At 71.9% G+C, this 25,035-nt stretch carries 23 protein-coding genes; 8 read left to right on the forward strand and 15 right to left on the reverse strand.

Annotated elements, in window-relative coordinates; translation table 11 throughout:
- Nucleotides 1-292: 292 nt before the first annotated feature.
- A complete protein-coding gene (locus tag ACFYS8_RS03230; RefSeq protein ID WP_387634982.1) occupies nucleotides 293-4,126 on the forward strand; it encodes an ATP-binding protein in 3,834 nt (1,277 codons plus the stop codon).
- A gap of 51 nt (nucleotides 4,127-4,177) precedes the next feature.
- Here ACFYS8_RS03230 and ACFYS8_RS03235 read toward each other — a convergent pair whose 3' ends face one another.
- Complete coding sequence (locus ACFYS8_RS03235; protein ID WP_387634985.1) at nucleotides 4,178-4,948, reverse strand: peptidyl-tRNA hydrolase; 771 nt, start codon at nucleotides 4,946-4,948, stop codon at nucleotides 4,178-4,180.
- A gap of 17 nt (nucleotides 4,949-4,965) precedes the next feature.
- The gene (locus tag ACFYS8_RS03240; protein WP_387634988.1) at nucleotides 4,966-5,883 is read right to left on the reverse strand and encodes a hypothetical protein; all 918 of its coding nucleotides are present in this window, start codon (nucleotides 5,881-5,883) and stop codon (nucleotides 4,966-4,968) included.
- A 143-nt stretch (nucleotides 5,884-6,026) separates the two neighbouring features.
- On the opposite strand from ACFYS8_RS03240, the gene ACFYS8_RS03245 reads away from it, so the two are divergent.
- The 3 genes from ACFYS8_RS03245 to ACFYS8_RS03255 all read left to right on the forward strand — a co-directional run bounded on the left by ACFYS8_RS03245 (nucleotide 6,027) and on the right by ACFYS8_RS03255 (nucleotide 8,630).
- Nucleotides 6,027-6,401 (forward strand): YbjQ family protein, encoded by a 375-nt coding sequence (locus ACFYS8_RS03245; protein ID WP_387634990.1) that lies wholly within the window; start codon nucleotides 6,027-6,029, stop codon nucleotides 6,399-6,401.
- A gap of 202 nt (nucleotides 6,402-6,603) precedes the next feature.
- Nucleotides 6,604-7,476, forward strand: a complete 873-nt coding sequence (locus ACFYS8_RS03250) for a RimK family alpha-L-glutamate ligase (protein ID WP_387634992.1) — start codon at nucleotides 6,604-6,606, stop codon at nucleotides 7,474-7,476.
- Between the two features lie 38 nt (nucleotides 7,477-7,514).
- Complete coding sequence (locus tag ACFYS8_RS03255) at nucleotides 7,515-8,630, forward strand: NAD(P)-binding domain-containing protein (RefSeq protein ID WP_387634995.1); 1,116 nt, start codon at nucleotides 7,515-7,517, stop codon at nucleotides 8,628-8,630.
- Nucleotides 8,631-8,721: 91 nt separating this feature from the next.
- Here the strand turns inward: ACFYS8_RS03255 and paaE are convergent, their stop codons facing one another.
- The 7 genes from paaE to ACFYS8_RS03290 all read right to left on the reverse strand — a co-directional run bounded on the left by paaE (nucleotide 8,722) and on the right by ACFYS8_RS03290 (nucleotide 15,244).
- A complete protein-coding gene (paaE, locus tag ACFYS8_RS03260) occupies nucleotides 8,722-9,789 on the reverse strand; it encodes a 1,2-phenylacetyl-CoA epoxidase subunit PaaE (protein WP_387634998.1) in 1,068 nt (355 codons plus the stop codon).
- The gene (gene paaD / locus ACFYS8_RS03265) at nucleotides 9,789-10,286 is read right to left on the reverse strand and encodes a 1,2-phenylacetyl-CoA epoxidase subunit PaaD (protein ID WP_387635001.1); all 498 of its coding nucleotides are present in this window, start codon (nucleotides 10,284-10,286) and stop codon (nucleotides 9,789-9,791) included. The genes paaE and paaD overlap by 1 nt, the downstream gene beginning before the upstream one ends.
- On the reverse strand, nucleotides 10,280-11,161 hold the full coding sequence (gene paaC / locus ACFYS8_RS03270) for a 1,2-phenylacetyl-CoA epoxidase subunit PaaC (RefSeq protein ID WP_387635003.1): 882 nt from the start codon (nucleotides 11,159-11,161) through the stop codon (nucleotides 10,280-10,282). The genes paaD and paaC overlap by 7 nt, the downstream gene beginning before the upstream one ends.
- A gap of 43 nt (nucleotides 11,162-11,204) precedes the next feature.
- Nucleotides 11,205-11,498 (reverse strand): 1,2-phenylacetyl-CoA epoxidase subunit PaaB, encoded by a 294-nt coding sequence (gene paaB, locus ACFYS8_RS03275; RefSeq protein WP_387635006.1) that lies wholly within the window; start codon nucleotides 11,496-11,498, stop codon nucleotides 11,205-11,207.
- Nucleotides 11,495-12,478, reverse strand: a complete 984-nt coding sequence (gene paaA / locus ACFYS8_RS03280; protein ID WP_387635009.1) for a 1,2-phenylacetyl-CoA epoxidase subunit PaaA — start codon at nucleotides 12,476-12,478, stop codon at nucleotides 11,495-11,497. Before paaA ends, paaB begins: the two co-directional genes overlap by 4 nt.
- Nucleotides 12,479-12,675: 197 nt before the next feature.
- Nucleotides 12,676-14,538, reverse strand: a complete 1,863-nt coding sequence (locus tag ACFYS8_RS03285) for a sensor histidine kinase (protein ID WP_387635012.1) — start codon at nucleotides 14,536-14,538, stop codon at nucleotides 12,676-12,678.
- The gene (locus ACFYS8_RS03290) at nucleotides 14,528-15,244 is read right to left on the reverse strand and encodes a response regulator transcription factor (protein ID WP_387635015.1); all 717 of its coding nucleotides are present in this window, start codon (nucleotides 15,242-15,244) and stop codon (nucleotides 14,528-14,530) included. The genes ACFYS8_RS03285 and ACFYS8_RS03290 overlap by 11 nt, the downstream gene beginning before the upstream one ends.
- 155 nt (nucleotides 15,245-15,399) lie before the next feature.
- On the opposite strand from ACFYS8_RS03290, the gene ACFYS8_RS03295 reads away from it, so the two are divergent.
- Together ACFYS8_RS03295 and ACFYS8_RS03300 are read left to right on the forward strand one after the other, a co-directional pair.
- Nucleotides 15,400-16,305, forward strand: coding sequence for a M28 family peptidase (locus ACFYS8_RS03295; RefSeq protein ID WP_387635018.1), 906 nt, complete (start codon nucleotides 15,400-15,402; stop codon nucleotides 16,303-16,305).
- Between the two features lie 26 nt (nucleotides 16,306-16,331).
- The gene (locus ACFYS8_RS03300; protein ID WP_387635021.1) at nucleotides 16,332-17,741 is read left to right on the forward strand and encodes a M1 family metallopeptidase; all 1,410 of its coding nucleotides are present in this window, start codon (nucleotides 16,332-16,334) and stop codon (nucleotides 17,739-17,741) included.
- Nucleotides 17,742-17,874: 133 nt separating this feature from the next.
- Here the strand turns inward: ACFYS8_RS03300 and ACFYS8_RS03305 are convergent, their stop codons facing one another.
- Nucleotides 17,875-19,122, reverse strand: a complete 1,248-nt coding sequence (locus ACFYS8_RS03305) for a M20 family metallopeptidase (RefSeq protein ID WP_387635023.1) — start codon at nucleotides 19,120-19,122, stop codon at nucleotides 17,875-17,877.
- Between the two features lie 547 nt (nucleotides 19,123-19,669).
- On the opposite strand from ACFYS8_RS03305, the gene ACFYS8_RS03310 reads away from it, so the two are divergent.
- Complete coding sequence (locus ACFYS8_RS03310; protein WP_387635026.1) at nucleotides 19,670-20,569, forward strand: ADP-ribosylglycohydrolase family protein; 900 nt, start codon at nucleotides 19,670-19,672, stop codon at nucleotides 20,567-20,569.
- Nucleotides 20,570-20,631: 62 nt separating this feature from the next.
- Here ACFYS8_RS03310 and ACFYS8_RS03315 read toward each other — a convergent pair whose 3' ends face one another.
- A complete protein-coding gene (locus ACFYS8_RS03315; RefSeq protein ID WP_387635029.1) occupies nucleotides 20,632-20,898 on the reverse strand; it encodes a GlsB/YeaQ/YmgE family stress response membrane protein in 267 nt (88 codons plus the stop codon).
- Between the two features lie 137 nt (nucleotides 20,899-21,035).
- Between ACFYS8_RS03315 and ACFYS8_RS03320 the strand changes: the two genes are divergently transcribed.
- Complete coding sequence (locus tag ACFYS8_RS03320) at nucleotides 21,036-21,566, forward strand: NUDIX domain-containing protein (RefSeq protein ID WP_387635031.1); 531 nt, start codon at nucleotides 21,036-21,038, stop codon at nucleotides 21,564-21,566.
- A gap of 6 nt (nucleotides 21,567-21,572) precedes the next feature.
- Here the strand turns inward: ACFYS8_RS03320 and ACFYS8_RS03325 are convergent, their stop codons facing one another.
- From ACFYS8_RS03325 to ACFYS8_RS03340, 4 genes are all read right to left on the reverse strand, one after another.
- Complete coding sequence (locus ACFYS8_RS03325) at nucleotides 21,573-22,217, reverse strand: S26 family signal peptidase (RefSeq protein WP_387635033.1); 645 nt, start codon at nucleotides 22,215-22,217, stop codon at nucleotides 21,573-21,575.
- 63 nt (nucleotides 22,218-22,280) lie between these two features.
- Nucleotides 22,281-23,222, reverse strand: coding sequence for a hypothetical protein (locus tag ACFYS8_RS03330; RefSeq protein ID WP_387635036.1), 942 nt, complete (start codon nucleotides 23,220-23,222; stop codon nucleotides 22,281-22,283).
- Nucleotides 23,223-23,785: 563 nt separating this feature from the next.
- Nucleotides 23,786-24,316, reverse strand: coding sequence for an RNA polymerase sigma factor (locus ACFYS8_RS03335; RefSeq protein ID WP_387635039.1), 531 nt, complete (start codon nucleotides 24,314-24,316; stop codon nucleotides 23,786-23,788).
- A gap of 187 nt (nucleotides 24,317-24,503) precedes the next feature.
- Nucleotides 24,504-24,872, reverse strand: a complete 369-nt coding sequence (locus ACFYS8_RS03340) for a VOC family protein (RefSeq protein ID WP_387635042.1) — start codon at nucleotides 24,870-24,872, stop codon at nucleotides 24,504-24,506.
- Between the last annotated feature and the right edge of the window lie 163 nt (nucleotides 24,873-25,035).

Raw genomic sequence — 25,035 nt, forward strand, 5'->3', positions numbered from 1 at the left:
CGGGGACACCTGTCCGTCTTGCCTGGTAGAAGGAAGCGCCCCCCACCCTCCGAGAAGACCCGCCGGAGGCACACAACTGCCAGAACCGCGCTCAAACCAGGCGTGCCCGACGGCGAGTTGACAGAACCGTCAGCCAGATGGTCCGTCACTGCGGTCGACACCCTTCGCGCGGGCCGACGCCTCGACGCGCGGGCCGGCTTGCCGTCCTCCACATGCATGGTTCGATGGAACACGGGGCCCTTTCCGGATATCACGCATGGCATGCCTTCCAGACTCACGGAGGAGCGAGCCGGTGAGCAAGGTCGTTCGGCACCCTGGGGGAAGACGGCGCCCGCACGGCGCACCCTGGTACACGCTCTATCCGAGGCGATTGTTGGCCCTGTCGGCGTGGTTCCGGCACTGGTGGCACGGTGTGCGGACGAAGCGGGAGGCACGCCGCAGCATCGTGCCCAACAGGAGCTGGTTCAGCCCCCGGCTCTCCTCCGTGCTCATGCGGAGCTTTGCCATCCTCGGAGCGATCTGTCTGGTGGCGTGGGTCGGCCTGCTGATCTGGACCGGGGTCGTCGGCCCGGTTGGGTGGTTCAGCAGGATCCAGAACAGCAAATGGTTCGGCACGATCGTGCCGTTCCTGCTCACCGCCTTCGGCCTGACCGTGTTCCTGCTCGTCGGCTACCGCTGGACCAGGAAGCCCGTGGTCGTCAAGGCGAGGAAGCGACCGCAGGATCTGGTCCCCACCGCCGGGACGATCATCGACGAGATCGTAGGTCGGGACGAGCTGTCGCAGGTCATCGCCCAAACCCTGCGCAATCGGCGGACCCGTAGGCCGTATGTGCTGATCGGCGGGGTGGGGGTCGGGAAGACGGCTGTCCTGGTCGAGCTCACCAGGATGCTGGCGGAGCACGGGGCCGTCCCGGTGCCTGTCCGACTCCGTGACGCGACCGTGGACGGCGAGTTGGACTTCGAGGCCCTCGGCCGGAGCTGCTTCCTGCGGGAGGCGGGCCAGGGCGTCCTGTTCAGCGGTCAACTGGATCGGACCTGGAGGCAGCTGCGTCTCGACGACAAGGTGGTCGTTATCGCCGACGGGCTGGAGGAGGCCCTGCTCGACGATGCGCATCGGGACGACCGCGACAACCTCATTCGCCGCGCGATCGATCGAGCGAACCGCGACGGCCTGCCGTTGGTGGTGGCCTCGCGCCCGCACGCCCCGTTGGAAAGCTCCCCGGCCGCGATCGCGGTACTGGAACCGCTCAGCGAGGAAGCGGCCCTGAACTACGTGCTCGGGGACGCCGAAGAGGTGGACGAACGCCGCTTGGACTGGATCGTCGAAACTGCTGGCGTGACCGACTCGCCGTTCTACCTGCAGATCGCCCGTCGGCTGCGGGAGGTGGGCCTCCTGGAGCATTTGGCGCTGCGCGAGCAGCCGAACCGGCTGGACACCCGGACCCAGGACGCCGCCGCCCTGCGGCTGGGACTCTTGGACACCTACCGGACGGCGTTGGAGGAAGGCCGCCTGTACGGGGATCTGGTACTGGACCGTCGCGAGCGGCAGAAGACGATCCAGATCATGGCGGCCCTCGCCTGTCTGGGACTGATCCAGGACAGCCTCGAGGTGACCTTCGACGACCTCGTGACCGCGTACGAGGAGACTCGCCCGGGCGCCGCCAAGCCTGAGGAACCGCGGTCCGATGCGGTCCGGCTGACCGTCTCGGTGCAGCAGCGCAGCGCGATCTGGGAGGCGCTCACGGCACACTTCGGCGGGCAGGAGAATTGGCTCGGCGACCGCTACAGCCCGAACGAACTCCGCACCGAGCTCGCGCGGTTCGCCCGTAATGGGCAGCAACTCGGTCTGGTCACCAGTCATGAGAACAAGGTGCGATTTCCGCACAGCATCCTCCAGGCGTACCTGGGCTTCCACCTGCTGAGCACCATCGACGACCAAAACAAGATCCATGCCCTTGTCGAGCAGGCACTCCAGCCCCCCGGACCGTCCCGGGAATTGCTGATCGCTCTGGTGCTCCTGTCCCGCCACGGGCAGGGACCCACCGCCCCTGGGCCCTCGGAGCCCCTGCGCCACCTCGCAGTGACCGACAGCATCGACGACTTCCCCAGTCAGGAGCGCCATGATTCCTGGACACTCGCCGAGGTGCTTTGCGCCGCCGCGAAAGGCCGGCACGACGCCAAGTTCTTCGACCTCTACGCCGCCGCACTGGAGATCGACAGTGTGGGACCTGGGTCGGTGCAACCCGCCATCGCTGTGAGTCTCGCGAACCGGTGGCCGGAGGTGAACCAGCAGATCAAGGACGACCAGCGCACCGTCGAGGAGGCGAAAATCGGTCTCGTCCGGCGCTTCGGCGCCGCGCTGCGCGAAGTCGATCAGCGCCGGGACCGGTGCACGCCCGGCGCTACCCCTCGCCGCGGAGAGCCGGCCGTCGCGTCGAAAGGCCCCGTCTGGAAGAGCGAGCTCCAGGGAATCGACCACATCACGGGCACCGACCGACTGACCCCGGCCTACGCGTACGAGAGCTTCGCCCTGATCGGCCGGCGGGAGCCGTCTCGCCCGGTTCGCCTGGCCACCGCCCAGGAGATCGCCGCGGGGGGTGACGACGCCTATCGCGTCCTGCGGGAGCACTTCCGTGAGTTGCGTGACCCCGTGCGGCAGTACCTGGAGAAGGTGAACAAGTCCAAGAGGGACGAGGACGAGAAGTTCCGGAGCACCGTGGGCGACGTCACCGGGATCGTGGGCGTGGCCGTAAGCGGCCGCCCGTCCAAGGAGCAACCGCCCGAACTGCAGGAGATCGTCGACGGCTACTTGCAGGACCGGGCCGAGCTGTGGCGGGAGTTCGTGATGCGTGCGTGGTTGGTCCCGATGTTCGTGGGTTCGGTCAGCGAGACGTATCGCGAGGAGGCCAAGGACCGGCTCGACATCTGGTTGCGGCACCTCGACCCCGCCGCCTCCCTCGGGAAACCCCTTCCGGCTGCCGAGGCGCCGTCTCCCGGTTCCGCCGCCTCCACACGCTCGCCGGACCCCGCCACCTCCGCTGCATCGTCGATCGCACCGCTCACCACTCCCCGCCGAGAGCCGGACCTCCCGCTCTCCCTGGAGATCGCTCTCGCGCAGGGCTTCAAGTACGCCGCCAACCGCAGGAGACGGCATCCCAACTCCTGTGACGAGACCCGTCCCCACCTCGTCCGGCAGGCAGAGAAGATGCTCACGTGCAGCCGGTACTGGCACGCGCAGGTCAGCCTCCTGCACGCCCTGTGTCTGTGGGAACTCCCCGACGGCACCGGGCCCGTCTGGCCGAGGGCGACCGCAGGGCGGGCGAGGCACGGCCGGGGCCACATCGCCACGAACGGTACGGCGCCCGCCGGCCACGGCGGCACCGACGACCCTGTCCAGGCGGTGGCCCGCTGGCTCTCCCTGGCGGGCAGCGCGCACGCCCGGTCAGCAGTCGCGAGTAGCGGCGGAGTCGACTCCAAGCGGCCCCTGCACCCCTTCGTCGCCGAAGCCGGCGACCTGGTCGCCCTCGCCCTGGAGGCCGGGCGACCTGACCGGTTCCTCTGGATCGACGAGAACGGCGCCATTGACAGCGTCGGCTCCCGCCCGGCCGGTCCCGACCGGTACCGCAAGCACAACCTCTGGATTGCTCCCTCGGTCGGCTGGAGCATCCTCCACCCTCGGGCCCAGCAGCTCGTCGCGGACATGCTGATCATGCTGAACCTCACCGAGCGCAACACCGCCTCGCCGGACGACCTGGAGGAACGCCTGGTCAGGGCCGCCCCGGACACCCTTCCGCCGTGCCTCACCCACGACCGCACCCGGCTCCATCCCGAGCGCAGCGTCGGTCGGGCCGAATCGGACCAGCCAGGATCCACCTGCCTGTACGAGTGCCGCTTCCGGCTCTGCCCCTATCCACCGAAAGCGGGAAAGGCTCAGACCGAGATCGAGGAGCCGTTCTGCCGACAACAGCAGGCGCTCCTGCACAGCCGCTCGCGCTGGCCCCATCCTGTGGTAAGACGTACCACCCCGACCTGGGTCGGCATCCCCGTACGAGCACTCGACCGGTTCTGGGAGACGATGGCCAGCCGCAATCACAGGTCCACCGAGAGCGACCAGTCCGTCTCATGACGCTGGGAACTCATATGATCACCGGGACTTTGAAACGCCCCTGCTGGCGCATCACGAACGTCGAAGGCGCGGGGTGGGGCAGTAGCGTGTGCCGCCCTCGACTGCAACAGTCGGTCCGGGGGCGATCTCAGTGAAGCCGGCATCATGGACGACCGGGAACCGTCCGTCCATGAGGGCGGGCCAGTCGGCGGCGGGGGCGGTTCGGACGGCGAGCTGGAAGCCGCTTTCGGCCCATTCCTTGCGCTCGGCGTCGTTCAGTTCCCACCAGGCGAGCTGGGCGGCGTGGCCGGTCTGCGCCATGGTCTTGCCGGCGCTCATCTCCAACTCGGGGTTGAGCCAAAGGACGGGGACGCCCTCGGGGGCGGGGGCGGGTGGGGTGGGGTCGTCGAGTTCGGTGCCGGAGACCTGGAGTTTGGCGAGTTCCTTGGGCCAGCCGTCCAGCGGGATCGGCGGGAAGACGCGGACTTCGGCGCGCTCGCCGGTGACGGTGATTCCGGGCAGCTCGCCCGCCTTGCGCCACTCGCCGCCGCGGGCGCGCCGCACGACCTTGCGGATCCGGGCGTCCTCCCAGGCCTTGACGCGTTCCGCCCACTCGCCGTCGTCGGCGGTGACCCGCGGGTCGGACAGCAGGGTGAGCACGGCCCGGGCCGAGGTCTCCAGCGCGTCCGTCCGGCCGGGCGGGTCGGCCTTCTCCAGCCGGACCACCAGCGGCAGCACGTACTGCTCGTGGGAGTCGCGGTCCTCGGCGTCCCCGCCGACCGCGGGCAGAGCGGCGAGGGCGGACGGGGCAAGTTCGCTGGGCACGTCGGTGGGTGAGCTCACGCCTCCAGCATGCCAGTTCAGCGCCGGTAGCCCCGCCCGGGGTCGCGTTCCTCGGCGTCCTGGTAGCCGAGGAACCAGCCCTCGGGGTGGGTGGCGGCGAGGAGTTGGTCGATCCGCTGTCCGGCGTCCAGGTCGTCGGGGGTCTCTTCGGGGCCGTAGACGCCGAAGAGTTCGTCGGCGCAGCCGTCCCAGTCGTAGTCGTACAGGTCGGCGGGCAGGTCGCCCATCATGTCGGCCACGGACTCGGGTTGGGAGCCGAGCAGTGCGCGGGCGTCGGCGAGCGCGAGGCGCAGCGCGACGTCCTCCGCGAGGCTGCGGGGCAGTGGCCATTCGCCGAGTGCGAGGTCGTCGGCGAGGTCGTCGAAGGCGCGGGCGAAGGCGCGCCGCCAGCCGCGGTGCAGGTTCCAGGTGCGCTGCTGAAGGCGGCCGAAGACGGTCCAGTCGGCTTCGTCGACGACGGTGACGGGGTCGTCGCCGTGTTCGTCGAGGTCTTCGTAGGCGGCGTCGGAGAGGCTGATCAGCTGGGTGTGCAGCAGGCACGCGGTGCGCGGGGTGAGGGTCCAGTCGCCGGTGTCGCTGCCGTCGTCGAGGGGGAACAGTTCGGCGAAGTCGGGTGCGAAGTCGTCGGTGACGCTGATTTCCAGCGTGCCGCCGAGGGCTTCGATGCCGGGGATGGCGGCGACCAGCCGGTCGGGGTGGAGCAGTGCGCCGAGGGCCGCGTTGGGGTCTTCGGCGACTTCCCGCAGCAGTTGGCGGCGTTGGCCCTCGGGGTCGATCCCGGCGAAATCCAGGTCTTCGACGGCCGCTTGTGCGGCGGCCCGCAGGGCCGGCCAGTCGGTGATCCTGATGCCCAGCACCACGGTGGCCTCGATCTCCTGCGCGCCGGAGTCCTCCGCCGCGCCAGGCCCATGTGGATGATCGCTTCGCTCGCCCATGCCACCAGGTTGACAAACCCGGGGGTCCGATGTCCATCCGCTCTCCCGATCCGATGCCGGACAGGCCTGCCGAGGTAGCGTGGAAAGCGCTTTCCGTGTGCCATGCTGGCGTTCCGACCAAATCGTGACGAAAGGTGGGAACCATGAGTGAACTGAACAATTTCGGCGGTGGGCAGGATCCGTCCGGCGGCGTGCTGGTGGTCACCACGAACGATGTGCCGGGCCACAAGGTGGTGCGGGTGATCGGCGAGGTGTTCGGCCTGACGGTGCGTTCGCGGCACATCGGCTCACAGATCGGCGCGGGCCTGAAGTCGCTGATGGGCGGTGAGCTGAGGGGCCTCACGAAGACGCTCGTGGAGACCCGGAACCAGGCGATGGAGCGGCTGGTCGAGCAGGCCAAGGCCCGTGGCGGCAACGCCGTTCTGATGATGCGATTTGACGTCACGGAGGCTGCTGACGTCGGTACGGAGGTGTGTGCGTACGGCACCGCCGCGGTCATCGAGCCGCTCGACGGCTGACTCGGTTCCGGGGGCGGTCACGGTTGATCAGAAGTGATCACGCGTCGGAGTTCATCTACGCGGAGACTATCCCCGCGTAGATGAACTCGGTTTCGACCACAGAGCGGTCAACTTGTCTGACGGTCAGTAATACGGTTGACACCGCTCACGGGTGCATAAGAGCCTCACTGCCGGCCCGTCCCGCGCACCGCCAGGAGCACCCGTGAGCACCCCTCTGCCTCCCGTTCCCGCACCGACCGGCCCGGCCCGGGTCGCGTACGCCACCTGCCGGGGCATCGAGGACGTGGAAATGCGGCCCGTGCTGGCCGCGTTCGCCCGGGCCGGAGTGTCCGCGGAGGCCGCGGTCTGGAACGACCCGGCGGTCGACTGGAGCGGCTACGAGCTGGTTATGGTCCGCAGCGTCTGGGACTACATCCTGTACCGCGACGCGTTCCTCGACTGGGCCCGCCGGACGGCCGCGCTGACCCGGCTGGCCAATCCGGTACCGGTGCTGGAGCGCAACACCGACAAGACCTACCTGCGCGACCTGGCCGGGGCCGGTGTGCCGATCGTTCCCACCGTCTGGGTCGCCCCGGGCGGGGAACTCGCCGGCGCCGACTGGCCGGAGCTGGTGGTGAAGCCCACCGTCTCGTCCGGCGCCCGGGACACCCTGCGCACCACCGACCGTGCCGAGGCGCTCGCGCACATCGCCGCCCTGACCGCGGCCGGCCGCACCGCGATGGTGCAGCCGTACCTGCCGATGGTCGAGGACGAGGGCGAGACCTCGTTGCTGTACCTGGGCGGGGAGTTCAGCCACGCGGTGCGCCGCGGCCCGATGCTCGGTGGCGGCTTCGCCGATGTCGCCCGGGAGCCCGCCGACGACCAACTCGCCCTCGCCGAGCAGGTGCTGGCGGCCGTTCCGGAGCGCGCGGAGCTGCTCTACGCCCGGGTCGATCTGGTGCGTCTGCCGGACGGCTCCCCCGCGCTGATCGAGCTCGAACTCACCGAGCCCCGGCTGTTCCTTGGCCTGCGCCCGGACGGCCCCGAGGCGCTGGTCGCCGCTGCCCTGCGCCTGCAGCCCGAGAACGGCAGGTAAGACGGGAACACCCGCCCGCGCGGCGATGTTTCACGGGCGTGACTGTTCAAGGTGCAACGACCGAGCCCGCTGCCGCCGACCCCCGCGAGGTGGACGCGGTGGTGATCGGCGCGGGCCAGGCCGGCCTGTCCGCCGCCTACCACCTGCACCGTCGCGGCCTCGCCCCGTACACCGGCTTCGTGGTGCTGGACGCGGACGACGCCCCGGGCGGCGCCTGGGCGCACCGCTCGCCGTCGCTGACGATGGCCACCGTGCACGGCTTCCACGACCTGCCGGACTTCGAGCTGCCCGCCACCGACCCGGCCGCCCCGGCCCGGGTCGCCGTGCCGGGCTACTTCGCCGCGTACGAGGCGCAGCACGCCCTGCCGGTGGTGCGCCCGGTGAAGGTCCTGGCGGTGCGCGACCGGCCGGACGGGCGGCTGCTGGTGGAGACCGACTCCGGCAACTGGGTCACCCGGGCGCTGCTGAACGCGACCGGCACTTGGACGCGGCCGTTCCTGCCGCGCTACCCGGGCCGGTTCGCGGGCCGTCAGTTGCACTACGCGGACTACCGGGGCCCGGCGGAGTTCGCCGGGCTGCGGGTGGTGGTGGTCGGTGGCGGGGCGTCGGCGATCCAGGTGCTGTCCGAGGTGGGTGAGGTCGCCGAGACGGTGTGGGTGACGCGTACCCCGCCGGTGGTCCACGAGGGGCCGTTCACACCGGAGTTCGGCCGCGAGGTGGTGGCCAAGGTGGCGGAGCGGGTCGCGGCGGGCCTGCCGGTGCGCAGCGTGGTCTCGGTGACCGGTCTCGGCCCGAGCGTCGCGTACCGCCGGGCCGAGGCGCTGGGTGTGCTGAACCGCCGCCCGATGTTCGACCGTCTCACCGAGCACGGAGTGGCCTGGGGCGAGCAGGAGTTGGCGGTGGACGTGATCGTCTGGGCGACGGGTTTCCGCGCCGAGCTGACCCACTTGGCGCCGCTCGCCCTGCGCGGCCCGGGCGGCGGCATCCGGATGACCGGCACCCGCGTCACCGACGACCCGCGCATCCACCTGCTCGGCTACGGCCCTTCGGCGTCCACGGTCGGCGCCAACCGGGCGGGCCGCGCAGCGGTGAACGAGGTCGTCCGCCTGCTGCGCGGAAGCGACCGGCCGGCCGCCGAACCCGCCGCCGTGTAACGGGAGTTACCGAGTAGCGGGACTTACCGCGTAGCGGGACTTACCGCGTAACGGGAGCTACCGCGCAGCGGGAGCTCCCGTCTGACGGCAGTTACCGGTCGTAGTCCACGGTGACCTGGTCGGAGACCGGCCGGGCCTGGCAGGTGAGGATGTAGCCGGCGGCCAGTTCGGACTCCTCCAGCGCGAAGTTGCGGCGCATCTCGACCTTGCCCTCGCAGAGCAGGGCGCGGCAGGTGCCGCAGACGCCGCCCTTGCAGGCGAACGGCAGGTCGGGGCGGGCGCGTTGGGCGCCGTCCAGGATGGCGCGGTCGCGCGGCAGGGCGAGTGTGCTGGAGCGGCCGTCGAGGACGAGGGTGACCTCGCTGGCGTCGGCGTCGGGCGCGGGTTCCAGGTGTCGTTCCTCGGCCCGTTCGTCCTCGGCGTGGAACAGTTCCTGGTGCACCCGCCCGGCGGGGACGCCGAGTTCGGCCAGAAGCTGCTTGGCGTCCGTCACCAGCCCGAACGGCCCGCACAGCCACCAGTGGTCGACCTCGGGGACGTCCACCAGCGCCTCCAGTAGCGCCTTCACCCGGTCCGCGTCGAGCCGGCCGCTGAGCAGTTCGGCGTCCCGGCTCTCCCGGGACAGCACGTGGACGAGCTGGAAGCGGTCGAGGTAGCGGTCCTTCAGGTCGGCGAGCTCGTCGGCGAACATCACCGTGTCGCTGCGCCGGTTGCCGTACAGCAGGGTGACCCGCGAGTCGGGGTGGCCGGCCAGCACGGAGCCCGCGATGGACACCATCGGGGTGATGCCGGAGCCCGCGGCGATCAGCACGTGCTCGCCGGGTTCGGCCGGGTCGGCGGTGAACGTCCCACTGGGGCGCAGGACTTCGACCATCTCGCCGATCGCGGCCTGGTCGACCAGCCAGTGCGAGAACAGGCCGCCGGGCACCTCGCGGACGGCGATCCGCAGTGGCCCGCCGACGGGCGAGCACAGCGAGTAGGAGCGGCGTTCGTCCACCCCGTCGACGATCCGGCGCAGCGTGAGCGTCTGCCCGGGCCGGAACGTGAACTCCTCGGCGAGCGCGGGCGGTACGTCGAAGGTCACCGCGACGGCGTCCTCGCAGAGCCGTTCCAGGTTGCCGATCGGCAGCATGTGGAACTGCGGGCGGCGGGCGGCCATCAGATCTCCTTGATCCGGTCGAAGGGTTCGCGGCAACTGCGGCACCGCCACAGCGACTTGCAGGCGGTGGAGCCGAACCGGGAGAGTTCCTCGGTGTCGGTGGAGCCGCACTGCGGGCAGTGCACGGCCAGCCGGGTCGGGCCGAGTGTCAGCGAGGCCACCACGGGCCGCGCCCCGAGAACCGGCGGGGCGATGCCCGACTCGGCCAGCTTCCGGCGGCCCTCCTCGCTGATCCGGTCGCTGGACCATGGCGGGTCGATCCGCAGCCGCACCTCGACCTGCTCGAAGCCGGCCGCGCGCAGCCGCCGGGCCACGTCGCCGGCCATCTCGGCGACCGCGGGGCAGCCGGAGTAGGTGGGTGTGAGCCAGGCGGTGATCGTCCCGTCGTGCTCCTCGACGTCGGCGAGGATGCCGAGGTCTGCCAGGGTGAGCATGGGCAGTTCGGGGTCGGGCACCGCGGCCGCGACCTCCCTGGCCCGTTCGACTGTGGTCACCATGTCGCCCCCGGGTGCGCTCTGGCCACCACCTGGAGCTCGGCCAGCAGCGGGCCGAGCGCCTCGGTGTGCACGCCGTGCCGCCCGGCCCGGCCGTTCACGTACGCCCGCGGCGCGGTCTCCGGGACGCTCAGCGTGGCCTCCCCCAACACCGCTGCCAGGCTTGCCAGTACGGGTTCGCGCAGCTCGAACGGGTCGACGCCGAGCCGCAGTTCGACCTCGTGCGGGGTGAACAGCTCGTCCAGCCAGGGCCACAGCGCGTCCAGCGCGGCCTGCATCCGCTCCCGCGAGTACGCGGTGCCGTCGCCGAGCCGCAGCACCCAGGACTGCGCGTACTCCCGGTGGTACGCCAACTCCTTGACTCCGAGGGCCGCGACGGCGGCCAGCACCGGGTCGGCGTGCCCGGCCAGGCGGCGGTACAGCTCCTCGCGGGCGGTGGCGAACATCAGCAGCCGGGCCACGCACTGCGCGAAGTCGCCGTTCTCCAGCTCCACCAGGCGGACGTTGCGGTACTCGAAGTCCTCGCGCCAGTAGGCGAGTTCGTCCTCACCGCGGCCGGTGCCGTCCAGCTGCCCGGCCCGGGTGAGCAGTCGGCGGGCCTGTCCGAGCAGGTCGAGGCCGAGGTTGGCGAGCGCCACCTCCTCCTCCAACTCCGGTGCCCGGGTGATCCATTGGATCAGCCGCTGGGACAGCACCAGCGCGTCGTCGCCCAGCATCAGGCAGTACGCCGCGAGGTCCGCCGGGTCGATGCCCGGCGGCGGCGCGGCGTCCACGCCCAGCAGCGGATCGGCGAACCCCGTGCCGTAGGCCCAGCGGGCCTCGCCGTCCGGCTCCCCGGCGGCGTCGGCCAGTGAGAGGTACACGTGGTCGTCGGTCATGTCGCCTTCCCTGCCCAGTAATTGACGGTGGATCAGCTCCGCGTCAGATGTGCGGAACGTCCTCGGGGATCGGATAGAACGTCGGGTGCCGGTACACCTTGTCGCCACTCGGCGCGAAGAACGGGTCCTGCTCGTCCGGGCTGGACGCGGCGATCGCGTCCGAGCGGACCACCCACAGGCTCACCCCCTCGTTGCGCCGGGTGTACAGGTCCCGCGCCGCCAGCAGCGCCATCCTGTCGTCGGCCGCGTGCAGTGACCCCACATGCACGTGGTTCAGTCCGCGCCGAGGCCGTACGAACACCTCGTACAGCGGCCAGGACGATCGCTCCCCGCTCATTCCGAACTCCCCTTCCTCTGCCCGCGCTTGGCCGCGTACGCCGACGCCGCCTCACGCACCCAGGCGCCGTCCTCGTGGGCGGCGCGCCGCCGGTCGATCCGCTGCGCGTTGCACGGGCCCTGGCCCTTGATCACCTGCATCAGCTCCGACCAGTCCGGCTCGCCGAAGTCCCAGCTGCGGCGCTCCTCGTTCCAGGCGAGCGCCGGGTCCGGCAGTGTGACGCCGAGATGCTCGGCCTGCGGGACGGTCATGTCGACGAAGCGCTGGCGCAGCTCGTCGTTGCTGTGCCGCTTGATCCGCCATGCCATCGACCGCTCGCTGTTCGGCGAGGCCCCGTCCGGCGGGCCGAACATCATCAGCGACGGCCACCACCAGCGGTCCACCGCGTCCTGCACCATCCGCTGCTGCGCCTCGGTGCCGGCCATCAGCGTCATCAGCAACTCGTAGCCCTGCCGCTGATGGAAGGACTCCTCCTTGCAGATCCGCACCATCGCCCGCGCGTACGGCCCGTAACTGCACCGGCACAGCGGGACCTGGTTGCAGATCGCCGCGCCGTCCACCAGCCAGCCGATCACGCCGACGTCCGCGAACGTCAGCGTCGGGTAGTTGAAGATCGACGAGTACTTCTGCCGCCCGTCGATCAGCTTCTCGGTCAGCTCGGCCCGGTCCACGCCCAGGGTCTCCGCCGCCGCATACAGGTACAGCCCGTGCCCGGCCTCGTCCTGCGCCTTCGCCAACAGGATCGCCTTGCGCCTGAGCGACGGCGCCCGGGTCAGCCAGTTGCCCTCCGGCTGCATCCCGATGATCTCCGAGTGGGCATGCTGCGCAATCTGCCGCACCAGGGTCGCCCGGTACGCCTCGGGCATCCAGTCCCGGGGCTCCACGCGCTGTTCGTTGGCGATCACCGCCTCGAACCGCGACTGCGCTTCCGCGCTCGCCTCCACCACCCACCTCCCGACTGACCGTTCGGTCGGTTCCATTCTGTACGCATGGGGGACCTCGTGACAAGCTTGGAGGGAAAGGGCAGCGGGTGCGCATACCGGGAGAGCGCAGGCGGGTGCGAATCCGGGGGCGCTGGGGGTACCCCCAGCGAAGCGAGGGGGCGGAACTGCGCGCAGCGGAAAGCGCCCCACCGCGAGATCGCGACGAGGGCCATGACTTGCGCGTGTTCGCGACCTTACGGACGGGCGTGCGCTTGTCGCCCAGGTCCCCGTGCCCCTGGAGGCCTGCCCGCCGGCTCGCGCGAGCCTGATTTCGCGCCCTCGAGCGGCAGCCGGACCGTGAACACCGAGCCCGCCCCCGGCGTGCTGGCCACCTGGACGCCGCCGTCGTGGAGCTCGGCGATCTTGCGGACGATGGCGAGGCCGAGCCCGCTGCCCCCACTGCGCCGACTGCGCGACCTCTCGGCGCGCCAGAACCGTTCGAAGACCAGCGGCAGGTCCGCCTCGGCGATGCCGCTGCCCGTGTCGGCGACCTCGATCAGCACGGCGTCGCTCTCGGCCCGGACCCGCAGGGTGACGGTGCCGCCCGCGGGGGTGTACCGGACGGCGTTGGAGACCAGGTTCCCCACGGCCTGCCGCAGCCGCACCGGGTCGGCGAAGACCTCCGGGGCATCGGCGGCCGGTTCGACGGCCAGCGTCACCCCGGACGCCTGTGCCTGCGCGCCGTGCGCGTTGGCGACCTGCGTCAACAGTTCGTCGACGTCGACGGGTTCGCGGAACAGGGTCAGTTCGCCCGCGTCGGCGGCGGCGAGGTCCCGCAGGTCGTCGATGAGGTGCTGGAGCAGCATGGCCTCTTCGAGCAGGGAGCCGGTGAGGGCCCGGTCGGCGGTGGCGACGCCGTCCTCGACGGCCTCCAGCCAGCCGCGGATGTTGCTCAGCGGGGTGCGGAGTTCGTGCGCGATGTCGCCGACCATGGCCTTGCGCAGTTCCTCCAGTTGTCCGCGCCGCTCCGCCATGGCGTTGAAGGCGGCGGCGAGTCCGGAGATCTCGTTGCGGCCGGTGACCCGTACCCGCGCCGAGAGGTCTCCGTCGGCCATCCGCCGGGCCGCGTGGGTGAGTGCGTGCAGCGGCCTGGAGAGCCGCAGTCCGACCGTCACCGTGACGGCCACGGTCACCACCAGCACCACGGCGGAGACCTCGGTGACCCGTCCGGGGTGGGCGGCGGTCAGGACGGGTGCGGGGCCGGCGGTGTCTGCCGGGGTGCCGACGAAGAGCAGCATGGGCGGCGCCACGTACTGGACGAGCTGCTGCCGGCGGGCGTTGGTGAGGCAGGCGGAGGTCGGCTGGTCCGGGCGGGCGTCGCTGACCGGGGCGCCGTCCGGCCCCAGCGACAGGGTGACGGGTCCGAGCTGCTGGCGGGCCAGGCAGGCGTTGGCGAGGGCGGTGAGGTCGGCGAGGGCCGCCGTGTCGGTGCGGGTGGGGGCGCTGGCCACCATGGGCGTCGCGCAGCGCCGGCCGAGGACGGAGCCGTTGGCGGTGCGCAGTTGCGGCCGCCCGGCGAGGTCGTCGGTGACGGTCGCGTCGACGCCGAGCACCGTGCGCATGCAGTCGGCCTGCTGCTCGAGTTCGTTGCGCAGCGCCTGGGACTCCCCCGGGGTCAGCCGGAACGGGCCGACCGCGCGTACGTCGATCCGGTCGCCGGGGGCGTCGGGCAGCATGGCGAGGTCGACGGAGAGCGGGTCGACGATGGTGGTGGGCGTGCGGGGCAAGGCGGCGGGGCCGGGGGCCGGGGCCGCGGAGTCGATGACCGGTTCGAAGCGCGGGGTCGCGAGGACGATGCGCTGCCCGGTGGCGGCGGCGAGTTGCCGCACGGTGTCCTGGGCGTCGTTCCAGTCGGGGTGGGTCGCGGCGTAGCCGAGCAGTTGCCGGTAGATCCGGGTGTGGTCGGCGATGGCCTGGGTCTGTTCCTGTTTGATCGCGCCGGTGGTGGTGCGGGCGGCCAGCCAGGCCGTGGCGGCGATGGAGCAGAGCGACACCAGCGCGGAGAGGGCGAGCAGTCGGGCGGTCAGGCTGCGGCGCAGCGGGGTGTCACGGGGCAACGCGCGGCACCTCCGCGAGCTTGTAGCCGATGCCGTACACCGTCAGCAGGACGGTGGGGCGCTGCGGGTGCGGTTCGATCTTGCGGCGCAGGTTCATCACGTGGGTGTCGACGGTGCGGGCGGTGGTGTACCGGTCGATGCCGTGCAGGTGTTGCAGCAGTTGGGCCCGGGTGAAGACCCGGCCGGGCTGGGCGGCCAGCACCTCCAGCAGCCGGAATTCGGCGGGTGTGCAGTTGACGGGCTGTCCGTGGGCGGTGATTTCGTGGCGCACCGGGTCGACGGTCAGGGTTCCGGCGCTCAGCGCACCCGGTGGCGTCGCGGTGTCCCGGGGCGGGGCGGCGGGGGCGCGGCGGCGCAGCAGGGCGCGGACCCGGGCGACGAGTTCCCGGGGGCTGTAGGGCTTGGTGAGGTAGTCGTCGGCGCCGAGGTCGAGGCCGAGCAGCAGGTCGTCCTCGGCGGTGCGGGCGGTGAGCATCAGCACCGGCAGGTCGGACTCGGCTCGCAGGGCCCGGCAGACGCCGAGGCCGTCCAGCACGGGCATCATGACGTCCAGGACCAGGAGTTGGGCCGGTCCGAGGCGGGCTTCGCGCAGGGCGGCGCGGCCGTCGTGGACGACGACGACCTGGTGCCCTTCGCGTTCCAGGTACAGGCGGACCAGGTCGGCCTGTTTGGGATCGTCCTCGGCGACGACGACATGTGCACACATGCCGATGATCGTAGAACGCCTGCTCGGGGGCCGATCTGACGTCACGTCACGGCCCACTGCTTCCCCACCGGTTCCTGACAACTTCCTGACACGGACCGGCCAGTGTGGCGGAGTCCGCCGGGGCGAGCCCCGGTACCGCTCCGAAAGGCCTCCGCGTGAAGTCCTCCCTCCGCCCGTCGCTCCTCGCCACCCGGCTGCTCGGCGTGGCCCTGGCCCTGTCCGCGGTCGCCGCGGCCGCACCTGCCGAGGGCGTGGCCGCCGCGGCCGCGCCGACCGTCTCGGAGCGGGACGTGATGCCGCACCTGAGCGCCCTGCAGCGGATCGCCGACCGCAACGGCGGCAACCGCGCGCACGGCACCCGGGGGTACACGGAGTCGGTGTCGTACGTGCGGAACGCGCTGGACCGGGCGGGGTTCCGCACCGAGCTCCGCCGCTTCGACCACGACGGCAGGGCCGGCTACAACCTGATCGCCGACTGGCCGGGCGGCGATCCGAACCACGTGCTGCTCACCGGCGCCCACCTGGACAGCGTCGATCAGGGCCCGGGCATCAACGACAACGGTTCCGGCGCGGCCACCGTCCTGACCACCGCGCTCCAGGTCGCCAAGGCCCGGCTCAAGCCCGCCAGGCACCTGCGGTTCGCCTGGTGGGGGGCGGAGGAGCCCGGTCTGTTCGGGTCCGCCGACTACGTCAACAGCCTGTCCGCCGACGGCCGGAAGGCGATCGACCTCTACCTCAACTTCGACCAGACGGGCAGCAAGAACACCCAGCAGTGGCTCGTGGTGCAGGACGGACCGCAGGCCGACGAGGCGGCCGGGCAGGCCTTCGCCTCCTGGTTCGCCGCCCGCGGGCACGCCACCTTCGACATCGGCGTCGGCGGGTCGGACAACGAGTCGTTCGGCAAGGCCGGCATCCCGTCCTCCGGTTTCAGCACCGGCATCTCGGACTGCATCCACGAGGCGTGCGACAACCTCGCCAACGTCGACCCGGCCACCGAGACCGTCAGCACCAACGCCCTGATCGGCGTGCTCTGGCAGCTCGCCGCCACCACCCGTCCCTGACCGACACGACACCCCAGGAAGCCCATATGCGCACTCGACGGACCGCCACCGCCCTCGCGATCGCCACCGCCCTCGGCGTCGCCGTGACCGCCCTGCCCGCCTCGGCGGCGACCGGCGGCATCGACCCGTACTTCCCCGACGACGGCAACTCCGGCTACGACGTCGGGCACTACGACGTCCGGATCGCCTACGACCCGGCCCGCACGGACCACCTGGACGGCGACACGACCGTCACCGCCCGGGCGACTCGCACGCTGGACCGCCTCAGCCTCGACCTGAAGGGCTTCACGGTCGCCTCGGTCAGCGTGAACGGCGCACCGGCGCGGTCGTTCTCGCGCTCCGGCGAGCACAAGCTGAACATCGTCCCGGCCCGGCCGCTCGCCGGGGGCGCCACCTTCACCGTCCGGGTGAAGTACGCGGGCACGCCCGACGCCGAGGGCTGGCACACGCTGGCCGACGGCGGCGCGTACGTCGCGGGCGAGCCGCACTCCGCGACCTCCTGGTACCCGTCCAACGACCACCCGTCCGACAAGGCCACCTTCGCCCTCACCGCGACCGTCCCCGACGGCTGGACCGCCATCGGCAACGGCCGGCCCGGGCCGACCACCACCGCCCGCGGCACCACGACCTTCCGCTGGAACGAGGACCGCCCGATGGCGACGTACCTCAGCACCGTCGCCATCGACCGCTTCACCGTCCACCGCGCCCAACTGCCGGACGGCACACCGATCATCACGGCGTACAGCCCGGACGTCACGATCGACCCGGCCGCCGAGGCCGAACAGCAGGACATCCTGGCCTTCCTGGCCTCGAAGTTCGGCCCCTACCCGTTCTCCTCCGCGGGCGCGATCGTGGTCGGCATGCCCAAGAATCCCGGCCCCGGCGGCCCGGTCGCGCTGGAGACGCAGAGCCGGCCCACCTACAGCGGGGCCATCTTCGACATGTCGGTCGTCCACGAGAACGCCCACCAGTGGTTCGGCGACAGCGTCTCGTTCACCGACTGGCGCGACGGCTGCCTCGCCGAATGCTTCGCCCAGTACGCCAACCAGCTGTGGGAGGAGCACAAGGGCAGCAACCTCGACACCGGCTTCTACGCCGCCGAAATCGCCAACAACAAGGACAACCCCGGCTACTGGTCCACCAAGCTCTACGACCCCGGCGCGGGCAAGGAACTCGACCCCGCCCTGTACTTCAAGGGCTCCCTGATGCTGCACGCCCTGCGCCGCACCGTCGGCGACGACGCCTTCTTCACCACCCTCCGCCGCTGGACCACCGACCACGCCTACGGCAACGCGAGTTTCCCCCAGTTCGAGACCCTGGCGGCGCAGGTGTCCGGCCAGGACCTCAAGGGCTTCTTCGACGCCTGGGCCCACGGAACGTCGATCCCCGCGAAGCAGTACCTCTACCCGGGCACCCTCGGCGCACTGGCCAAGTAGCGGGTGCGAAAACAGCGTGGGGAACTGCGCGAGACGGAAGGCACTCGACCGCAAGATCGCGACGCAGACAAGCACTTGCACGTGCTCGCGACCTCACGGACAGGCTTGCGCTCGTCGCGCAGTTCCCCGGTCTTCACCGCAGCCGAGGCAACGGCACAGCCGACAGCGCCGCCAACAGAGCGATCCGCGACCCCAGTTGGTCGATCCGCAGGTGCTCGTGCCGCGCGTGCGGCCCGGCCCCCACCGCGCCGAGTCCGTCCAGGGTCGGAAGACCCCTCGCGCCGGCGAGATTCGTGTCCCCCGCCCCGCCCGCGGGCGCCCCGTCGAGGTGCTGGCCGAGCGCCGCGGCGAGTGAGCGGACGTGCCGCAGCAGCGGATTCGCGGTGCGCTCGGGCCAGGTGGGCCGGGAGGACAGCACCTCGGTGCGGACGTTCGCGCCGGGCCGGTTCGCGGTCAGGTGGGCGAGCGTGTCGAGGGTGCGGCGCTGGGCTTCGGTGGTGTCGAAGCGCAGCCCGATCTCGGCCTGGGCGCGGCCGGCGACGACGTTGGCGCGGGTGCCGCCGTCGATGCGTCCGGTGTTGAGTTCGGTGCCGGGCTGTCGGCCCAGGCCGCGGACGGTGATCAGTTGGTCGACCAGTTCGTCGATCGCGGAGAGGCCCTCGGCGGCGTCGTTGCCGGCGTGTGCCTCGCGTCCGGTGACGGTGAGCCGGACCCGGGTGGAGCCGCGGCGGGCGGTCTTCAGGCGGCCGTCGGGGTGGCCGGGTTCGAGGCCGAGGACGGCGGCGGCGCCGCGCAGGTGCCGTTCGACGAGGCGGCGGCCGTCGGGGCTGCCGATCTCCTCGTCGGAGACCACGATCATCCGCACGGGTCGGTGCGGGCGTTGGCCGAGGTCGGCGAGGAGCGCGAACGCGCCTTCGAGGAGGGCGAGTCCGCCCTTCATGTCGAGGATGCCGGGGCCGGTGAGGCGCCCGTCCTGTTCCTCGACGGGCCAGTCGGTGAGGGTGCCGACGGGCCAGACGGTGTCGTGGTGGCCGACCACCAGCAGGTGCGGGAGTTCTTCGTGCCGGCCGGGCCAGTCGAGTACCAGGTGGTCTCCGTGGGCGCAGTTCTCGCGGGTGGCGGTGGCGCCGGTGGCGGCGTAGCCGGTGGCGAGTTCTTCGGCGAGGGTGTTCAGCCGGGGCGCGTCGCCGGACGGGGTTTCGATCCGGGCGAGGTCCGCGCAGCGCTTGCGGACGGCGGCGGTGAGGGTGCGGGCCCTGCTGGTCAGGGTGTGGGGCAGGCCCGGTAGTGCGGCGGTGGCCAACGTCGGTGCCGCTACGGGCAGTTCGTCGGCCGTGGGGGTGGCGGGATGTGGCTCGGGGGCCACGGTATGGCGGCTCACCGTTCACCCCCGGTGGGGCGCGGGGCACTGGGAGGTATGGCCGGGACGGGCGTCGCGGGAATCTGTTGCGGCTTCGGGCTGGACCGTTTCGGGCTGGGTCGTGGTGTCCGATTCGACCTGGGACTGGGCAGCACTGCGTCCTCCTCGCTCGGTCCGCGACCCCGGCTCGGCCCGGGGTCCGGGGACGTCGGTCTCTGTTCCTCGGCACGGACGGGCGCCTCGGCAGGGACCGGGAAGCGAGCCTAGAAGATTCGATCACCTCCCGGCGAGGTGCCCACCGTCCGCGCACTCGTCGCTCCACCCGTCGTCAAGGCCGTGGAACGGCCGCAGAACCCGGGCCTGGCACGGCGAGCGGGACGCGGATTCCGAGCGCGTCCGTCTCCCACCTTGGACCCGCGGGGGCGAATCGGCAGCGCGAATCGCCCACGATCGAGCGAACCCCCGTCCGAGGGGTGACACCGGATCCGTCTCCAGGAAATCGGTTCGCCGGGCGGCCCGCCGAGCAGCCAGAATCGGTGACGTTCACCCGCCCCCGCGAGGAGTCGCCATGTTGTCCCCCGTCCCGCCGCCCGCCCTCGACAGCCTGCGCGGTCTGGCGCTGGGCGATGCCTTCGGTGATCGCTGGTTCCACCCGCCGGTGGACGAGGCGTCGACGGAGGTCGCGGGCCGGCTGACCAGGCCCGGGCCGTGGCACTGGACGGACGACACGGCGATGGCGCTCGTCCTGGTGCGCCACCTGCGCGACCGCGGCAAGGTCGAACCGGCCGCGCTGGCAAGGGAGTTCGCGCAGGAGTACATGGCGGTGCCGCACCGCAAGTACGGGCCGTCGATGCACCAGGTGCTGCGCGCGGTGCACGCGGGCGAGGACCATCGCGCGGTCACCGGCGCGCTGTTCGGCGGGCAGGGCTCGCACGGGAACGGCGCGGCGATGCGGGTGGCGCCGCTCGGCGCGTGGTTCGCGGACGACTTGACGGTGGTCGCCGAGCAGGCCGAACGTTCCGCCCGGGCCACCCACGCGCATCCGGAGGCGGTGGCGGGCGCGCAGGCGGTCGCGCTGGCCGCGGCGCTGGCGGTCCGCTCGCGCGGCGGTGCGGCGGCTCCCCGGGCCGATTTCCTTCAGGAGGTGGCGGCGCTGCTGCCGGAGTCCGATGTGCGGTCCGGCCTGCGGATCGCCGCCCGCCTCCCGGCGGAGACCAGCATCCGGCATGCCGCGGTGGTGCTGGGCTCCGGCCACCTGGTCTCGGCGCAGGACACCGTCCCGTTCGCGCTCTGGTCCGCCGCCGGTCACCCGGACGATCTGGTCGAGACCCTCTGGCACACCGTCGCGGGCTGGGGAGACATGGACACCACCTGCGCCATCGCCGCCGGCGTGGTCGCCGCCCGCACCGGCCTGTCCGGCGTCCCGGCCGCCTGGTCGGCCGCGCAGGAGCCCCTGCCGCCGCTCTGACCCGCACAACGCGAATGCCCCGGCGAGCAACCAGCTCGCCGGGGCACCGTGTTGACGCCGCCTCAGTCGCGTGACCTGCCGAACAGCAGCCGGTAGACGATGAGCAGGGCGAGGGCGCCGGCGATCGCGGAGATCCACGTGGGCAGGTCGAAGAAGTGCACGTTGATCGACTTGTGCAGGAACTTCGAGGAGAGCCACCCGCCGATGAACGAACCGGCGATGCCGATCAGCGTGGTGATGACGATGCCGCCCGGGTCCTTGCCGGGGAGCAGCAGCTTGGCGATAGCTCCGGCGAGGAGCCCCAGGATGATCCAACTGACGATGCCCATGCCGTTCTCCTGCCCTTCGCCACGAGGGCCAATCCCGTCGCGCTTCTCCTCCACAAGGACGACTGGCGCAACCGTTCGGTTCCGGCCGCGGCGCGCGCGGGGTGCGGTAGCGTCCGGGGGACGAAAGGGGTGGCGCGGTGCGGTGGAAGGTGTACGGGGAGCGCCCGGTGTACCAGGACCCGTGGCTGAACGTGTGGGTCGCGGATGTCGAACTGCCGGACGGGCAGCGCTTCGAGCACCACGTGGTGAAGCTGCGCCATCTCGCGGTGGCGGCGGTGGTGAACGACCGTGCCGAGGTGCTGATGCTGTGGCGGCACCGGTTCATCACCGACACCTGGGCGTGGGAACTGCCGATGGGCCTGGTGGAGGCCGGTGAGGACCCGGCGGCCGCGGCGGCCCGGGAGGCGCTGGAGGAGACCGGCTGGCGGGTGTCGGACGTCCGCCCGCTGATCTACGCCCAGCCGGCCGCGGGCATCACCGACGCCGAGCACTTCGTGTTCCGCGCCGAACCGGCCGAGTTCACCGGCCCGCCCACCGAACAGAACGAGTCCGACCGAATCGCGTGGGTCCCGCTGTCCGAGCTGCGCGCCCTGGTGGCCCGCCGCGAGATCGTCAGCAGCGCCACCCTGGTCGGGGTGCTCGCGCTGCTGCTCGACGAGGCCGCCTGACGGCCGTCAACTCCCGGGCGGCGGATCGACGGCGACCAGGTCGGCGTCGTAGGGCAGCGGGCCGTTGTCGAGCAGTGGCAGAACGGCCCAGCCGACCCGGCCGGTCACCGCGGCCTCGTCGACCCAGCCGTAGGCGCGGGAGTCCTCCGCCACCTCGGAGTAGTCGCCGATGACGAACAGCTTGCCGGGCGGGACGAGTGGGGCCGCCGCGGTCGGCTGCCCGCGGCCGTCGGCGGAGCAGCAGGGGCTGGCGGGCCGGTCCTGGCCGCGCCCGGTGGGCAGGTCCACACGGAACCACTGGCCGCTCCCGCCGGGCTGGACCAGCAGGACGAACGGCTCGCCCGCCGTGGGGTGGTACGGGTCGCGCGGGTCGGAGGTGATCTCGACCCGGTCGCCGGGCAGGCCGATGACGCGCCTGATCGTGGTGGTGTCCTGTCCGGGTGCGCGCAGCGCCACCGCGTCGAGGCGTTCGGCGCGCCCGCCGCTGCCGGGGACGGTGAGCACCCGCGAGTTCGGCCCGAGGTTGGGGTTCATGCTCCGGTCGTCGACCCGGACGGCGAGCATCAGGGCGGCAGCGAACGACGCCGCCGGCACCCCGAGCACCCCGAGCGCAACTCGCCACCAGTGTCCGCGCGTTCGCGCCGGCACCATCGTTCGCCCCCTCGCCGACCGGCCCCGTGTGGCGGTGAGCGTGGCGGTTCAAATGATCTTCTGTCAAATCTCCCGTGCGTGACCGGTCGTGGTCGCCGTCCAGTGGATCAGCGCGTGCACGTGGCGGACCAACCCCCGGGCGTGGCGGCGGGCTTGGGTGGGCCAGTGGGAGCCGCGGGCGAGGCCGTCGGCGAGGAACTCCAGGGTGGTGAGCTCGGCGGCGCACAGCTCGGCGACCCGCGCGGCGGCGGTGTGCGGCGACAGTCCGCGGTGCACCTCCAGGGCGCGCACCATCCCGCTCCCGGCGCCGAGGTCGCCGATCCAGCAGACCAGGTGCTGGAAGCGCGCCAACAGGTCGGCGAGCTGCGGGTGGCGGTACAACTGCTCGGGCAGGTCGAGGCCGTGGGCGAGTTCCACCCAGTGGGCCGCGCACCGCACCGCGCCGTCGCGGCCGTACTGGGTCAGGTACTGCGGGACGGTCGGGACGCTCGGCCCGGCGCCCAGCCGGGCGAGTGAACTGTCCAGGTGGGACCGGAAGTCGGCGCCGCAGCGGTTCTGCCAGTCGGGTCCGGCGAGCGTCGCGCTGTCCCGCCAGAGCCCCTCGAACGCCCGCACCAGCACGGAGCCGTCCTCGCTCCGCGCGGCCGGCACCTGGCCGCCGGTGGTCAGTGCCCGGAGTGCGCCGACGGTCCGCCGGGCCGTGTCGCCCGGTTTGTCCAGTTCGATGTGCTCGTCGAGGATCCGGGTCAGCACCAGCCATTTGGTGGCGGCCCGCAGTCCGGGCCCGGCGGGGACGTCGCCCCAGCTGCGGGCGGCAAGGTCCAGGTGTCCCCGGTCGAGGCAGCGGGCGGCGGCGGCCGCGTCCAGGACGCCGGTGCCGGTGAGCCAGTGCGCGATCTCGGCGCGCAGCGCGTCGGTGTGCGGGTGCGGCGTCAACAGAGGTGTCCGGGCGAGCAGTTCGGCCATCGGCCCGGTCGGTGCGAGGTACGCGCTGGCTGGGCTCATGACGGCTGGTTCCTCCGCCGCTCGGGGGCGTTCGACGTGACGAAGTCTGGTCGAACGCCCCCGAGTTGCGGTGCAGAACCGACGGCCGTTCCCCCGCCCGGCCGATCCACCCGTTCATCCGATCATGCGCCCGATGCCCCGGTGTCAGCTCCGCCGGAGCGTGCACTGCCCGTCGTGGCACGCCCGTTGTAGCCGTCCCCGGGAGAGCGTCTGCGCCAGGCCGATCGCCCAGCACATCGGGCAGCCGCGCAGCGCGACCAGCCCGAGCGGCGCTAGTGCCGCGTCAGGCAGCCTTTGCCCGTCAAGGAGCGGCGTCCGGTGCGTGCTATCGGCGTGCCGGACGGAAGCCCTCGTACTGGATGTACTTGGGTTTTCGACCGGTGCGGCGAGAGTGCGTGCCGGGCGTCGCGACGGGGCGAAGGTTGCCTGACGCGGCACTCGCAGCAGCGAGACCGGTCCGGCCACCGGGAGCAGCGCGAATCCGACGACGATCGCGCCGAACCCGAGGCCGCCGCGCACCAGATGACGTGTCAGGGTGGCGCTGGCGAAGTCGCCGGGCCCGCTCATCGGGGGCCTCCGAGTTCGGCCCGGACGGCGGCCCGGGCGCGGTGCAGCCGGGACTTCATCGCGGCGGTGCTCAGCCCGAGCGCCTCCGCGACCGCCCGGCCGCCGTACCCCCGCAGGTCACGCATGATCAGCACCCGCCGCTGGTCGGCGGGCAGCGCGGCGATAGCCGCGGCGACCCGTTCGGTGTCCAGCCGCCGCAGCGCCTCCTGCTCGGCGGAGTCCGCCTCCCCGGCCGGCGCCTCGGGCGCGGCCGGGGCGGGGCGGACCCGCCGCAGGCACTCGTTGCGGACGATCCGGAACAGCCAGGAGGCGAGCGCGCCGGTGGCCCGCAGCATGCCGATCCGGCGGTAGAGGATGATCAGCGCCTCTTGCGCGGCGTCCTCCGCGTCCTCGGGGCTGGCGCACAGCGAGTGGGCGAACCGCCGCACCTTGGGGTGGGCGCCCGCCACCAGCGCGTCGATCGACTCGGGGTCGCCGCGGCGGGCCGCGGCGATCACTTCCTCGGGCGGCCAGGACGTCTCAACCACGCTTGCCCCGCTTCGACTTGAGCGCGAGGACGCAGGTGCAGAGCAGTACCGCGCCGGCGCCGATGGCGATGGCCACCACCATGGGGTTCCTCCGAGCTGTCGTGTCCGGCGGCCGTCCGCCGGTACGTGTGCCCGTAAGAGGGGGCGGCCGCCGAAAAGGATTCAGCCCCGATCGCCCCGGCCCGTCTCAGTTCTCGCGTTCGGCCTTGCTGCGCTCCACGCAGAATTCGTTCCCCTCGATGTCGGCCAGCACGGCCCAGCCGGTGCCGTCGGCGTTGCGCCGGTCGTCGACCAGCGTCGCGCCCAGGCCGAGCAGCCGGGTAACTTCCTCGTCCCGGGTTCGGTCCTGCGGCTGGAGGTCGAAGTGCAGCCGGTTCTTGCCGGCCTTGGCCTCCGGCACCCTGATGAACAGCAGGTTCGCGCCCGCGATCAGCGCCTCCGGGTCTCCGGGGAAGTCCTCGGGCTGCAGCGGCTGTTCGAGCACCTGCGCCCAGAAGGAGCCGAGGGTGTAGGGGTCGAGGCAGTCAATGGTCACATGACGAATTACAGAGCTCATATGACAAATCGTCACCCCCCATATCGCCTGCCCGCAACGGCATTTACGCTCTTCCGACATGCCCCCGTTCGGCCCGAAATGCCCGTTTTATATTGATTCGCCAGCCTACGATCCCGGCATTCCCGAACAGCGAATGGAGGACGGCCGCAATGGCGCGTCGATG

This window comes from Kitasatospora sp. NPDC004615 (assembly GCF_042873545.1).
Taxonomy (GTDB): Bacteria; Actinomycetota; Actinomycetes; order Streptomycetales; family Streptomycetaceae; genus Kitasatospora.